Genomic DNA, 13,837 nt, shown 5'->3' with positions numbered 1-13,837 from the left:
CCATGGCCGCCCCGGTCCTCCTCGTCCACGACGACATCGCCACCATTGCCACCGTCCGCCGGCTGCTCTCGCGCGAGGGGCATGAGGTCATCCTCGCCACGTCCGTCGCGGACGCGCTGATCGCCTTCGGCCACTACCAGCCCTCGCTCATCATCCTGGCGCCCACGGTCGAGAGCAGCCGGGGGCAGTTGGTGCTCGAGGAGTTGGCCCAGCATCCGGAGGGGCACAAGGCCCGGCTGTTGCTGCTGGGCGAGCCCATTGAGGGCTACAGCCTGCCGGTGGCGCCCCTGCCGCTGGATGGGCAGGGCTTCATCGAGACGGTCAACCAGCTGGTGCGCGCCCCTGCGCAAGCCGAGGACTGGCGCGTCCAGGAGCAGCACTCCTTCCCGGTTCCCCACGCCGAGGCGTCGGTGGAGGCCGACCCGTGGCAGGTGCCTCCGCCCTCGGAGCGGAGCAACCCCGCGCTGGCCAATGCCCTCTTCGGGGACATGGGGACGCCTCCGCCGGTGGATTGGGCTTCGGGCCCCGGTGCGCAGGCGCCGGCTCCCGCGCCCGAGGTCCCGGTCGCGCAGCACGCCTCCTTCGCCATGGAGGCGGCCTTCGATCAGGCTCACCCGGAGATGGAGGCCGAAGCGGGGGCCTCGCTGGAGTCGCCGTTCGCCCCTCAGGAGGCTCCGGCGCCGGTGCCGGCCGCCGAGGCGGAGCCGCACGCGGCTTCTCCGTTCACCTTCGTGGGCAGTGAGCCGGTTTCCGAGCAGGAGGCGCTGGCCGTCTCCGCGGATCCCATCCACCACCACCTGGATCCGGTGGACATGAGGCTGGATGTCCCGGGCGCCGTGGAGGCCATGCCGGCGACTCTCGACTCCTCGTCCGGCGTGGACTTCTCCGCGGCCGAGGAGATCACCGTGCAGGATCCGGCGGCCCCGCCGGTGGCCGTGGAGACTGCTCCGGAGGCGGCTGCACCGGAGGAGGAGGCTCCGCAGGCCGCGCCTGACACGGACGGCGACGAGGACGAACTGCTCCGCATGGAAGAGGAGGTGCGCCGCGAGGCTGCCGAGCGGCGGCGCCGGAAGCAGGAGAACTCCTCCGAGGCTGTTGCGCCCGCTGCGGCTTCTTCCCAGGACAGTGCTGCCGCCGAGGCCCCTGCTGCGCAGAAGGGGCTGGAAGAGGCGTTCGTGACTCCCGAGGACGAGGCGTTCTCGCTCTCGGGGGAAGAGGAGATTCCGGAGGAGGAGCTGGCCCGCGCGCAGGGCTGGTCGGGGATTGGCTCGGGGACGAGCGAGCCGGGCGGGAGCGTGGAGGCTGAGCTGCGGGCCGAGGCCGAGCGCTTGGCTCAGCTCGAGATCGACGCCGCGCTCGAGCGGGAGCGGGAGCGTCTGGCCGCGGAGACGGCGGCTGCGTCCGTGGCCCCGCCTGTCGCGGAGGTTCCGGCGGCTGCGGAAGAGACCGTTCCTCCAGCAGCGCCCGTGGCTGCGGAGCCTCGGCTGGGAGAAGAAGGCTTCTTCGATACCGAGCCGTCTGGTCCCAGCGCGGCGGAGGATGCGAGGGCTCAGGCGCTGGAGGCGGCAGAGGCGGAGTTGCGCGCTCTGCGTGGGGAAGCTCCGGCTCCGGTTTCGGCTGCCGCGCCCGAGGAGGCGCCTCCCGAGGAAGATGCGCCGACAGCCGAGGCCGCGGATCCGTCCGCCGCTCTCACTCCGCAGGAGCGGATGGAGCGGACGCAGCGCTGGGCCCATTTCGGAGACGTGCCCCTCACCTCGCAGGAGGGGATGGAGCGGACGCAGCGCTGGGCTCGTTTCGCCGAGGCGCCGGATTCCACGCTCCAGGAGCGGATGGAGCGGACGGCGCGCTGGGTGCAGTTCGGCACGCCCCTGCCCAAGGCGTCCGAGGAGCAGGCGACGCATTCGCTGCAGTGGGTGGAGCCGGGCACCACGTCGGCCGAGCCCTCCGTGTCGGAGGTGCTGTCGCAGGAGCTGGGAGACCTGGTACCGGACAGCGCGCCGCCGCCCGTGGAGGATGACGTGGCGGCGCCTCCGGTGGAGGAGGAGGCTCCGGCGCAGGAGGAGGCACCGAAACCGGAGGACACCGAGTCTCGCGAGCTGATGAGGGCGGCTCGGACCGAGCTGGAGAAGGAGGCCACGCTCCGGCTGCAGGCCGAGCACGAGGCCGAGGTGGAGCGGAACCGCACGACGGCGCTGCAGAGCGAGTTCGAGCGGGAGGTCGCGCTCCGGGCCCTGGCAGAAGCCGCCCAATTGGAGGCGGAGACCGAGCGTGGCCGGGAAGAGGCGCTGCGGCGGGCGGAAGAGGAACTCCGGCACCAGGCTGAGCAGGAGGCTCAGGAGCTGAAGACCCGGCTCGCGCAGCTGACGAAGGATCGCGACCACGAGGCGAGACTCCGTGCCGAGGCGGAGCGCTGGGTCATGGAGTTCCGCGGCCGCGAGGCGACGATCGCCAAGGCTCGCGCTGAGGAGGAGAAGCGCCGCAAGGCCATGGAGTCCGAGGCCGAGGCGGCTCGCGCCAAGGAGACTCGGCTCCAGGCGCAGGATGAGGAGCTGGTGCAGCTCCGTACGCAGCTGGCGGCGCTCCAGAAGGAGACGGGCGAGCAGAGCCGCCAGCGGGCCGAACTGGAAACACGAGTCCAGGAGGAGTCCCGGAAGCGCCGGGAAGCGGAGGCGGCGGCGGAGCGCTCGGCGCAGGCGCAGGCCGATGCGGAGTCTCGCGCCGAGGCCGAGGCCCAGGGCCGCACCGAGGCGGAGTCGCGGGTAGAGGCGGCAGCCCGGGCGCAGGCCGAAGCGGAGTCGCGGGCGGCGAGGGCGCGGTCCGAGATCGAGGCTCGGGTCAGTGAGGAGGAGCTGGCGCGCTTCGATGCCCAGGTGCGCGCGGACGCGGAGGCCCTGGCTCGGACCAAGGCCGAGGAGCGCGCGAGCGAGGAGGAGCAGAAGCGGGCGGAGATGGAAGCCCGGCTCCAGCGGGAGGCGAAGGCGCGGGCGGCGACCGAGACTCGGGTGAACGCAGCCCTCCAGGCGAGGACGGAGGCCGAGGAGCGGGCCGAGACCGAGGGGCGGGCGCGCCAGGAGGCGGAAGCGGGGGCCGAGGCGGAGAAGCAGGCCCGGCTCGCGGCGGAAGCGCAGCTGGAGGCGGAGCGTCAGACCCGGACCGAAGCGGAAGCCCAGGCCGAGGCGGAGCATCAGGCCCGGGCTCAGGCGGAAGCGCAGTTGGAGGCGGAGCGTCAGACCCGGACCGAAGCGGAAGCCCAGGTTGAGGAGGAGAAGCAGGCTCGGACTCAGGCGGAAGCGCAGCTGGAGGCGGAGCGTCAGGCCCGGACCGAAGCGGAGGCTCAGGCCGAGGCGGAGCGTCAGGCCCGAGTCGCGGCGGAGGCCCACCTCGAGGCGGAGCGGCAGGGCCGGGACGAGGCGGAAGGACAGGTGGAGGCGGAGGCTCAGGCACGCCAGCATGCCGAGGCGCGCGCGGCCTCGGAGTCCCAGCGCAGCGCGGAGCTGGAAGCCCATGCCGATACGGAAGCCCTGGCTCGCGCGGAGGCCGAGGCCCAGGCCGAGGCGGAGGCGCTGGCTCGGGCCGAGCTGGAAGGCCGGGCCAAGGCGGCCGAGCAGGCTCGCACGGAGGCGGAGGCCCGGGCGGATGCCGAGGCGCGAGCCCGCGAGGAGGCACAAGCGAACGCGGAGGCAGAGTCGCGGCGCAGGGCCGATGCCGAAGCCGCCATGGCCACCGCCCTGCAGGCGCAAGCCGCCGCGGAGGAGCAGGCGGAGGAGGCGCATCAGGCTCGGGCTGAAGCAGAAGCCCAGGCCGAGGCGGAGCGTCAGGCCCGAGCCGCGGCGGAGGCTCTCCTTGAGCAGGAGCGCCAGGCCCGAGCCGTGGCGGATGCGCGGGCGGAAGAGGGGCAGCAGGCCGGAAGCGAGGCGCAGACCCGGATCCAGGAAGAGCGCCGGGCGCGCGCAGCGGCGGAGGCGCGTGCGGTGGAAGAGGGTCGGGCGCGGACGGCCGCGGAGACCCGTGCCGAGCAGGAGCTCCAGGCGCGCACTGCCGCGGAGGCCCGTACGCAGGAGCAGGAGCAGGCGCGCGCTGCCGCGCAAGCCCGTGCGAAGGAAGAGCAGCAGGCCCGGGTCGTCGCGGAAACCCGTGCAGAGGCCGCCGCGCGCAAGCATGCGGAGGTCGAGCAGCAGCTTCAGGCTCTGGTGCACGCTCAATCGCTCACAGAGGAGAGAGCGAGCGCCGAGGCCCAGGCGAACGAGGAGCTGCGGACGCGCCTCGAGGCCGCGTTGAAGGCTCGGGCGGACCTCGACGCGCGTGCCAGGCAGGAGCGGGAGAAGCGCCTCGCGGCGGAGGCCCGGCTCCAGTCCGAACTCCAGACGCGTGCCTCGGCCGAGGAGCAGTTGCGAGAGGAACTCGAGCGGCTTCAGGCCGAAGCGGAGACCGAGGCCACCCGCGCGTCCGAGGAACTCGCCCACTGGAAGGCCCAGGCGCGGCAGCTCGACGAAGCGGCACGCCAGGCGGCGGCCGAGGCCGCTGAGCGCCAGAGACAGTTCCAGGAGCAGCTTGCGCGGCTGGAGTCTGAAGTCGCCAGCGTGCGCCAGGAGCGTGAGCGGCTCTCCCAGGAGCTGGAGCAACTGAACGCGGAAAAGACGCGAGCCGAGGCCGAGGCTGCGGAGCGTCTGGCCGCCGCCGAGCGCACGCGCCGGGAGACCGAGGAGGCTGGACGCCGCGAGGTGGAGGCCGTCGCTAAGGCGAAGGCGGAGGCCGAGGAGCTGGCCGCGCGCATGCAGTCCGCCGTCCTGCAGATCGAAGCGGCGGGGCAGCATCGGGTCATCGTGCCGCGAGGCGGCAGCGTGACGCAGGAAGGACTGGCGCACCTGCTCCTGCGGCTCTGCGAGGGGAACGCCAATGTGCGCCTGGAGCTCAAGGCGACCGACGCTCTGCGAGTGCTCTGGTTGAGGAGGGGCAGCCTCGTGGGCGCGCTCTCGTCGGCGCCGGGAGAGACGCTGGTGGATCGAGCGCGCCGCGATGGGCTCATCAACGCGCGCCAGGAGAACGAGCTGCGCCTGGTGCGCTCCACCTCCACGGGCGCACTGCTCGAAGCGCTGCGAGGCCGGGGCTACGTGCGCGAAGCCGAGGCCGTGCCGCTGGTGCAGCGCTACACGGAGCAGGTCTTCCTGGATGCCTTCTCCGAGGCGTCTACCCTCTACCGGGTGACGGATGAGGCGCCTCCACACGAGGTGGCGCTCGCGGCGGCCACGCGTCCACCATTGCACCTGCTGGCCGAGGCGCTGCGCAACTCGATCTCCGTGGAGTCCTTCGTGACGGAGGTCGGCGGACTGCGGGCCGTGGTTTCACGGGGGGATGCGGGGCTCCAGCCGGAGGGCTTCGGGCTCCCATCGCGAGAACTCCAGTTGCTGGCGAAGGTGGACGGAGAGCGGACGTTGGAGGAGCTGCTGCTGGGAGCAGGGCTGCCCCAGGAGACGGTGCTCAAGACGTTCGCGGTGGCGAGGGCGCTGGGCCTGGTCTCGCTGCGTCCCTCGACCGAACCGGCCGGCGAGCTGCCGCCCGAGCTGGACGTCCGTCGACTCGAGGCCAAGTTCGAGGAGATCCAGGAAGCGGACTACTTCACGGTGCTGGGCCTGGCCCGCACGGCGGGAGGAGAGGAAGTGAAGCGCGCCTTCGAGCGGCTCTCCACGGAGTTCCACCCGTTGAGGTTCGCGGGCCACCCGGACGCCTCGCTCCAGTACCGCGCTCAGCAGATCCGCGACGTGCTGGCCGAGGCGGCGCGCGCTCTTGCCGACGACAAGCTCCGCGCGGAGTACGCCCGCAACCTGCTGGACTGAGGCGAGAGATGGCCGCTGGACCCGAGACTTCTCCGCTGCCCGGGCTGCCCCGAGAGCCCGAGGTCCTCATCGAGTGCCCGCGCTGGTCCCTGGTGAAGCGGAGGGCGGACGGGAGCATCGACTTCATCTCGCCGGTGCCAAACCCCTACAACTACGGCTGCATCCCCGGCTTCGCGTCCGATGACGGAGATCCACTGGATGCGCTGGTGCTCGGTCCGCGCTTGCGCCAGGGCGAGCGCCTGCACGTCCCCGTCGTGGGCGTGGTGGACTTCATCGACGCGGGGCGAGGGGACCCCAAGGTCATCTGCAGCCACCGGCCGCTGGGAGAGCGGGAGCGGGTGGGGGTGGAGCGCTTCTTCCGCTTCTATGCGCGCTTCAAGCGGGTGCTCCAGCGGGTGCGCGGTCAGGTACCGGACACCCGCTTTCGGGGGTGGCTCGTCGCCCCGGACGGTGGGCTGCGGAACGGGTGACGCCGGGCGCTTGCCTGGGTTGCCCGCTCGCCCCAGGAGGGTTAAGAGGAACCCCTATGGTTCGCGAGATCCTCATCTGGCCTGATCCCATCCTGAAGCAGAAGGCGAAGCCCGTGACCAAGGTGGACGACGCCGTCCGCACCTTGGTGAAGGACATGTTCGAGACGATGTATGCCGCGGACGGCGTAGGCCTCGCGGCGCCGCAGATTGGAATCCTGCAGCGCATCATCGTCCTGGACACCACGCCCCGGCAGCCGGAGTCCAAGCCCATCGCGATGATCAACCCGGAGCTCATCGCCATGGAGGGCGAGACCACCTACACGGAGGGTTGCCTCTCCATCCCCGGCGAGGCCGAGGACGTGGACCGCGCGGCCGTGGTCACCGTGAAGTTCCTCGACCCGGAGGGCCAGGAGCAGACGCTGAAGTGCGACGGGCTGCTGGCCATCGCGGTGCAGCACGAGACGGACCACTTGAACGGCACGGTGTTCGTGGACCACGTGTCCACGCTCAAGCGTGAGCTCATCCGCAAGCGGATGAAGCGCCTCAAGTCCGAGCGCGAGGAGCGTCCGTCGGCGTAGTCGGCTTCACGCGCACTCTGCGCTTGGGGCACAGGTCCGCCACCACGCAGCGTGCGCACTCGGGCGAGCGGGCAAAGCACGTCCTTCGCCCATGCCACACCAGGAGCTGGTGGCCCTTCATCCACCGCTCCTGCGGCACCACGGCCTGAAGGTCCTTCTCGATCTTGTCGGGGTGCTGTTGCCGGGAGAAGTCGAGCCGGCCCGCCAGCCGCTTCACGTGGGTGTCCACGGGGAAGGCCGAATCCCCTCCCAGGTGGATGCACACCACCCCCGCCGTCTTTCTCCCTACACCTGGCAACTGCTCCAGCGCCTCGCGGGAGGAGGGCACCTGTCCACCATGCTGAGCCACCAGCGCCTGGGCCGCCGCGACGATGTTCTTCGCCTTGGCGCGGTGCAGGCCGCACGTCTGGATGAAGGGCTCCACCAACTCGGGCTTCACCGAGGCGAAGGCCTGGGCATCCGGGAAGCGCTCGAAGAGGGCGGGAGTCACCATGTTCACCCGCTTGTCGGTGCACTGGGCGGAGAGGATGACGGCCACCAGCAGCTCCAGCGGCGTGCGATAGTCGAGCTCGATGCGCACCTCCGGCATCTCGGCTTCCAGCCGATCCAGCACCGTGCTTGCCCGCCTTCGCTTCGCCTCGAGAGTCTCGCGTCCCACGCTTCGTTGTATGACATAACCGCCCTCGTCACAGAAGAGGGAACCCACCCACCAGGTAGGTAGGAAAACTCATGAAGCCCATCGACTTCCGCTCGGACACCGTGACGAAGCCCACTCCCGCCATGCGCCGCGCCATGGCGGACGCAGAGGTGGGGGACGACGTCTATGGAGAGGACCCCATGGTGAACCGGCTCCAGGAGCGGGTCGCCGAGCGCCTGGGGCTGGAGGCGGCCATCTTCGTGCCCTCTGGCACGCAGGCCAACCAGATTGCCATGGGCCTGCACTGCCGCCCGTCCGACGAGGTGATCACCGAGGTAGGCAGCCACATCGTCCAGTACGAGGGCGGCGCGCTGTCGGCGCTCTGGGGCATCCAGCCGCAGGGGCTGCCTGGGGAGCGCGGGCTGCTGACGGCGGCGCAGGTGGCGGAGGCGGTGCGAGGGGAGAACATCCACGCGCCGCGCTCGAAGCTGCTGTCGCTGGAGAACACCCACAACCGGGGAGGTGGCACGGTGTGGCCGCTGGAGCGCTTCCAGTCGGTGGTGGAGGCGGCTCGCAAGGCGGGGCTCGCGGTGCACCTGGATGGGGCGCGCCTCTTCAACGCCCAGATGGCCACGGGCACCCCGGCTTCGGCCTGGGCGAAGCTGACGGACACCACCTCGGTCTGCTTCTCCAAGGGGCTGGGCGCACCGGTGGGCTCGGCGCTGGCGGGCTCGGCGGCGCTCATCCGCGAGGCGCAGCGGCTCCGCAAGCGCCTGGGAGGCGGCATGCGGCAGGCAGGCATCCTTGCCGCCGCGGCGCTCCACGCGCTGGAGCACCACGTGGACCGGCTGGCCGAGGACCACGCCAACGCGCGCCGGCTGGCGGCGGGGCTGGCGGAGCTGCAGGGCGTGAAGGTGGAGCCCGCTCGGGTGGAGACCAACATCCTGCTGGTCGAGTTCACGCGTCCGGCCAGTGAAATGGTGTCGCGGCTGGCGACCCTGGGGGTCCTCCTGAATGCCACGGGCACGCACACCGCGCGCCTGGTGTGCCACCTGGATGTGTCGGCCTCCGACATCGACGAGGCGCTCACCCGGATCCGCAAGGCCCTCGAATCTTGATCCTGGAGAGGGCGTGGTAGGCTCCAGGAGCCTTGTCTCGCCTGATTGCCCTCTCTCTGATCGCGCTGCTGTCCGCGTGCGTCACCTCGCGCGCGGACGACAAGATCAGCTTCGATGAGGCGTTCGGCCCGGCTCCGGAGGAGCCAGAGGCGGCTCCCATGCAGGTGCAGGCACCCAGGGCCCGGGTGCGCAACCGGACACGGGACTTGAAGGCGCCTGGAAAGGACCTGCCCACGGCGAGCACCTCGCCGGAGCTCCAAGCGGCGCTCGCCGCGTTCGTGAACAAGGCCCGGGAGTACCGCCGGCAGGTGAAGCGGGGCAGCCCCATGCCCGGGGAGCAGGAGGAGAACTGGGTCCAGGTGACGGGCGCCCTGGACACCTTCCTGCTCCGCCCGGCGGAGAAGACCTCCGCCATGGACATCGTCCGTGCCCGGGTGACGCTGGAGGCGGAACTCGAGGAGGACGCGCGCTCCTACGGTGACATCCCCGAAGAGCTCGCCGAGTCGGTGATGACGCGGGTGAGCGAGCTGGTGGCGCGCATGGCGGACGTGCGTCGCCTGATGGTGAAGACGGTGGATGCGCCGCCGCGCTTCACCTGGCCCATCTCTCCTGTCTCCGTGACGAGCGGCTTCGGAGAGCGGGCGCACCCCATCCTGGGAGAGATGAAGGAGCACCTGGGGGTGGACCTCGCGGCGAGGCGTGGCCAGGCGGTGGTGGCCGCGGCGCCGGGCGTGGTGCTCAACGCCGGATGGAACGGTGGCTATGGCTACCAGGTGGAGATCCAGCACGCCGCGCGCATCACCACGCGCTACAGCCACCTGGCGCGGGTGATGGTGGAGCCGGGGCAGATCCTCGAGCGAGGGGACTTGGTGGGGCTGGCCGGGGACACCGGCATGGCCACCGGCGTGCACCTGCACTTCGAGGTGTGGAAGGACGGCCGGGCGAGGGATCCGCTGGACGAGCTGGACCGTGGAGACGCGGTGGAGATTGGCACCGTGTCGCTCGAAGCCGCGCCGCCCTCTGAAAAGCGACAGGGGCGCCGCCCAGTAGGACGACGCCCCTGAGGTGATGCCGCCGAGCGCGCCAGCCGAGGCGGGCGCTCAGGAGGCTGGCACCGGGACTACAGCGAGTTCTTCAGCTCCTTGGCGGGACGGAAGCCGATGGTCTTCGAGGCCTTCAGCTTCATCATCTCGTTGGTTTGCGGGTTGCGGATCTTCCGCGCCTTGCGGGAGCGAACCGACCAGGTCCCGAACCCGGGGTAGCTGAAGCGCGAGTCCTTCTTCACCGCCTTGCCGATGTTGCCGAAGACGATGTCGATGATCTCCGCCGCCGACTTCTTCGTCAGCTTGGACTGCGCGGCCACCACCTCCACGAGCTCTGCCTTGGTCATTCTCCCCTCCGTCTAGGGTTGTCTGGCTTGGAACCGCAACCTGGTTGCGGTTGGTAACAAATCGCTCTTTTCCCTGTCAATGATAGACCTGACCCCCCTCCCTGAAAATGGGCGCGGCCTCCGATTTATTGACGACTGAGACAACGAGCGTAGAGAGGAAATGATCGCGAAATCCGATACACCGTCACATGGCACGCATGCGATGCATTGAGAGGGATTGTGATCGGGTGAGCTGGTTTTTCTTTGTCATTTCGATCGCTTACGGGGCTCCGCTGATCCAGCGGCATGGGTGGGGTGGGGCTAGAGTGGGGGGCTCCATGAGCCCGCGCCCCCTCGTTTTCGCGCTGCTGCTGATCGCCGCCTGCCGGGCACCCTCCGTGCCGCCTGTCGTCCCGTTGACGCCTCCACCCCCGGGAGCCGAGGTGTGGGTGGATGGGGCTCGGGGGGCGTCCGGGGATGGCTCGCGGGAGCGGCCGTTCCGGACCCTGGCGGAGGGGTTGGTGGTGCGTCCCGCACCCACCGTGCACGTCGCCCGAGGCCTCTACGCCGGGCCCTTTGTGCTCCCCGCGGGGACACGTCTGGTGGGGGAGGGAGAGGGCACGGTGTTGTACGTGGAGGGCCGGGAGCCCGTGCTCCGGATGGAGGTGGGGGCTCGGCTCGAGCGGCTGGCGCTTCAGGGAGGGGGCTGGGCCGTGGAGACCGATGGGACGTTGGAGCTCGAGGGCGTGGCCTTCAGCGGCCAGCGGGAGGGAGCGGTCCGGATGATCGGAGGCCGGCTGGTGGCGAAGGGGGCGCGGTTCGAGGCGAGCCTCTCGGAGACGGTGGGAGTCTCCGTGGAGGGCCCGGGCAGCGTGGACGTCCGGGAGAGCACCTTCGTGGGGCCCTGGAGGCGTGGGGTGCGCATGCAGGGGGCCGCCGAGGTGGTGCTGGAAGGAGTGCGGTTCCAGGACGCGGTGATGGCGCTGGACCAGGAGGGTGGCCGTGCGCGGCTGAGACGGGTGACGGTGGAGGCAGGGCGGGGGCCGGGGCTGCTGGTGACGGACGGGACGCTGGAGATCGACGAGGCGCAGGTCATCGGCCACGAGTACGGGCTGGCCAGCCACGGGGCGAGGCTCGACGTACGAGGGTTCACCTCGGTGCGAGCGGAGCGCGCGGGCATGGGGCTCACCCGGTCCACGGGGCGGCTTGAGGACATCCACGTGCGCCAGAGCGGGAGCTTCGGGGCGCTGCAGTTCGTGGACTCGGACCTGGAGGTGCGCGACTTCCGGCTGGACGATGTGGACGGCTACGGCGTGGCAGCCACGAAGGGGAAGCTGCGGGCGCGCGATGGGAGCATCACCCGGCTGCGCTCGAAGGAGGGCTTCACGGGAGATGGCCTGCACCTGCGCGGAGTGGTGGCGGACGTCGAGAGCGTGGAGGTGCGTGATGCGCCCGGAGTCGGAGTGCTGGCGGCCCAGGGCGCGGAGGTCACCCTTCGAGACGTGACGCTGGTGCGGTGCCAGCAGGCGGGGCTCGAGGCGGAGAGCCTGGCGCGGGTGAGCGCCACGGGGCTCGAGGTGCGTGACACGAAGGGAGTGGCGCTGGCGGTGCTCCGGGACGGCGAGGTCTGGGTGGATGTGCTCACCGCGAGCGGGCTCGCCGAGGGCCTGGTCTGGGCCGAGTGCGAGGGGACGGCGCAGGTCCACCTGGGGCGCCTGAGGACAGAGGATCGCCGAGGCCTGACGGCCTCCTGTGTCACGGCGAGGTGAGCGCGGGTGGCTCCACGGGCTCGGGCAGCGGCGTGGCCCGGGCTTCGAGCCAGGCGCGGATGAGTGGATAGACTTCCATCGGGGCGCCGGTGCCGAACATCAGGTCCCCGTGGCCGTAGTCCATCTTGTCTCCGCGGTCGCGGCCGAAGACGTGGAGCGTGCGGTCCGGGGTGGTGAGCAGCTCGTACTGCTTGCGGAGGTTCTCCGCGGTGGCGAGCCGATCGCTGCTGCCCCCCATCACCAGCACGGGCAGGTTGAGGCGGGAGATGCCCGCGCGCCAGTCCACCTTGCCGTCATAGGAGCGGAACGAGTCGTGCTCGATCCAATCCTGGAACTGGAGGAGCACCTTGCGGCTCATGGACGACAGCATGGTGGCGAAGACCTGCCGTTGGATCTGCGGAGGCATGTGCTGGGGGTTCACGAGCAGATCCGACAGCGGCAGGGTGACGTAGCCGAGGAAGGGAGCCAACGTAGCGCTCATCCACTCCTGCCGGAGGCGCCCGGGCCACGCGGCGCGCACTCCGAGTCCCAGCAGGGAGCGCAGCAGGGGTTCGGATTTGAGGAACACGGGGGAGCCCAGCACCAACAACCCCGCCAGCTGGGGTCCCAGAGGACCCTGGGCCGCGGCATACCCGACCAGTCCGCCCATCGAGTGCCCCAGCCAGAAGGCCCGCTTCGCGCCGGTCTCCTTCAGCGCGAACTCCAGCAGAGCGGGGGCGTCCTGGAGGATGTGATCATCAATGGAGAAGTCGGTGTACCGGCGTCCCGGAGGCGGGAGGCGCGAGTGCGCCGTGCCGCGCCACTCGACGCTGAAGCAGTCGAACCCGGCCTCGGCCAGGTAGTGCGCCACGGAATAGGGAGGCGCGAAGTCGAAGGTGTAGCGGTTGGCGGCCAGTCCATGGCACAGCAGGACAGGCTCCTCGAAGCGCCGCTTCAGCGACCGGCGGGCATGAACGGCAATCTCCCACCCGTCCTGGCAGCGCGCCCTGAGCAGTTGTGGTGGTGCTGTACGGGGACGGTAGAGGCGGCGAACCCCCAGCACCCAGACCACATTTCCGAGGACGACGGCCAGCAGGAGCAGCAGTCCCCAGAGCACCCAACTTCCCGGATCCATCCAACCCTCCGTGGACGCAATAAAACCTTGCTATGGTCCGTTCACCCCGCCGTGCAAGTGCCAACGGGCATCTGGAGAGAGAGGCGACCGATGAAGCTGAGGAAACTGATGTTCGTCCTTCCCAACCTCTTCACGGTCACCTCCATCTTCTGTGGCTTCTACGCCATCACGCTGTGCGCCGGTGAGGCCACGCCTGTCCAGCTTTATCAGGCGGCGCTGGCCATCCTCTTCGCCATGTTCTTCGACGGGTTCGACGGGCGCGTGGCGCGGCTGACGAAGACGCAGAGCGACTTTGGCATGCAGCTCGACAGCCTGGCGGACGTGGTGTCCTTTGGCGCGGCGCCTGCCCTCCTGGTCTACAAGTGGGCGCTGGCGCCTCTGGGCTTCCTGGGGCTGTTCATCTCGTTCTCGTTCGCGGCGTGCGGCGCGATGCGCCTGGCGCGCTTCAATGTTCTGGCCATGCGCAACCCGCACGGTGGTGGCGGCAACTTCTTCGTCGGCCTTCCCATCCCGCTGGCCGCGGGCGTGCTGGTGTCGATGATCATCACCCACCACGTCATCGTCGGGGCCGAGCCGGCCTCCGCGGTTCGGGGCCCGATCGCGGCGGTGGTGGGGCTGCTGGCGCTGCTGATGGTGTCCACGGTGCGCTACCGCACGTTCAAGGACCTGCGGCTGTCGAAGAAGTCCGCGGTGGTGTTCATGCTCGTGGCGCTGAGCGGGCTGGCCATCGGCACGCAGCTGCGCCCGGCGTATGTGCTGGTGGCGTACTCCTCCGCGTACCTGGCCATGGGGCTCATCGAGTCCGCGTTCCTGGTGCGCAAGCGGCTGGTGGCGCGCAAGGTGGGGGCTGCGGGGGTGGTCGCTGCCGCGGCGGTCCTCGAGGAAGAGGTGGATGAGGACGAGGATGAGGACGAGGAGGCCGCGGAAGAGGCTGCTGGCTCCTGAACC

At 70.5% G+C, this 13,837-nt stretch carries 10 protein-coding genes; 7 read left to right on the top strand and 3 right to left on the bottom strand.

Annotation, left to right across the window (positions count from 1 at the left end; translation table 11 throughout):
- Nucleotides 1–2: 2 nt before the first annotated feature.
- From KY501_RS25155 to def, 3 genes are read left to right on the top strand one after another with little or no spacing between them, the layout of a single operon-like run.
- Nucleotides 3–5,834: a hypothetical protein gene (locus tag KY501_RS25155; RefSeq protein ID WP_224365907.1), complete on the top strand. Its 5,832-nt coding sequence runs from the start codon at nt 3–5 to the stop codon at nt 5,832–5,834.
- Nucleotides 5,835–5,842: 8 nt separating this feature from the next.
- Nucleotides 5,843–6,304 (top strand): inorganic diphosphatase, encoded by a 462-nt coding sequence (locus tag KY501_RS25150; RefSeq protein ID WP_224365905.1) that lies wholly within the window; start codon nt 5,843–5,845, stop codon nt 6,302–6,304.
- A 56-nt stretch (nt 6,305–6,360) separates the two neighbouring features.
- Nucleotides 6,361–6,882 (top strand): peptide deformylase, encoded by a 522-nt coding sequence (def, locus tag KY501_RS25145; RefSeq protein ID WP_224365903.1) that lies wholly within the window; start codon nt 6,361–6,363, stop codon nt 6,880–6,882.
- Here the strand turns inward: def and nth are convergent.
- Nucleotides 6,848–7,540, bottom strand: coding sequence for an endonuclease III (gene nth, locus KY501_RS25140; protein ID WP_224365901.1), 693 nt, complete (start codon nt 7,538–7,540; stop codon nt 6,848–6,850). The two genes, def and nth, sit on opposite strands and share 35 nt — an antisense overlap.
- Before the next feature lie 71 nt (nt 7,541–7,611).
- Here nth and ltaE point away from each other — a divergent pair, with 71 nt between their 5' ends.
- Nucleotides 7,612–8,637, top strand: coding sequence for a low-specificity L-threonine aldolase (gene ltaE, locus KY501_RS25135; RefSeq protein WP_224365899.1), 1,026 nt, complete (start codon nt 7,612–7,614; stop codon nt 8,635–8,637).
- Between the two features lie 32 nt (nt 8,638–8,669).
- On the top strand, nt 8,670–9,701 hold the full coding sequence (locus KY501_RS25130) for a M23 family metallopeptidase (protein ID WP_224365897.1): 1,032 nt from the start codon (nt 8,670–8,672) through the stop codon (nt 9,699–9,701).
- Between the two features lie 56 nt (nt 9,702–9,757).
- On the opposite strand, the gene KY501_RS25125 is transcribed toward KY501_RS25130, so the two are convergent.
- The gene (locus KY501_RS25125) at nt 9,758–10,027 is read right to left on the bottom strand and encodes an HU family DNA-binding protein (RefSeq protein ID WP_224365895.1); all 270 of its coding nucleotides are present in this window, start codon (nt 10,025–10,027) and stop codon (nt 9,758–9,760) included.
- Nucleotides 10,028–10,344: 317 nt separating this feature from the next.
- Here KY501_RS25125 and KY501_RS25120 point away from each other — a divergent pair, with 317 nt between their 5' ends.
- On the top strand, nt 10,345–11,775 hold the full coding sequence (locus KY501_RS25120) for a DUF1565 domain-containing protein (RefSeq protein ID WP_224365894.1): 1,431 nt from the start codon (nt 10,345–10,347) through the stop codon (nt 11,773–11,775).
- On the opposite strand, the gene KY501_RS25115 is transcribed toward KY501_RS25120, so the two are convergent.
- Nucleotides 11,762–12,889, bottom strand: a complete 1,128-nt coding sequence (locus tag KY501_RS25115) for an alpha/beta fold hydrolase (protein WP_224365892.1) — start codon at nt 12,887–12,889, stop codon at nt 11,762–11,764. The two genes, KY501_RS25120 and KY501_RS25115, sit on opposite strands and share 14 nt — an antisense overlap.
- A gap of 90 nt (nt 12,890–12,979) precedes the next feature.
- Here KY501_RS25115 and pssA point away from each other — a divergent pair, with 90 nt between their 5' ends.
- Nucleotides 12,980–13,834, top strand: coding sequence for a CDP-diacylglycerol--serine O-phosphatidyltransferase (gene pssA, locus KY501_RS25110; RefSeq protein ID WP_224365890.1), 855 nt, complete (start codon nt 12,980–12,982; stop codon nt 13,832–13,834).
- The last annotated feature ends 3 nt before the right edge of the window (nt 13,835–13,837 follow it).

Origin of the sequence: Hyalangium versicolor (assembly GCF_020103695.1) — a bacterium.
GTDB classification, from domain to species: Bacteria; Myxococcota; Myxococcia; order Myxococcales; family Myxococcaceae; genus Hyalangium; species Hyalangium versicolor.
The sequence above is the reverse complement of the archived record's forward strand: the minus strand, read 5'-3'. Positions and strand labels throughout refer to the sequence as shown.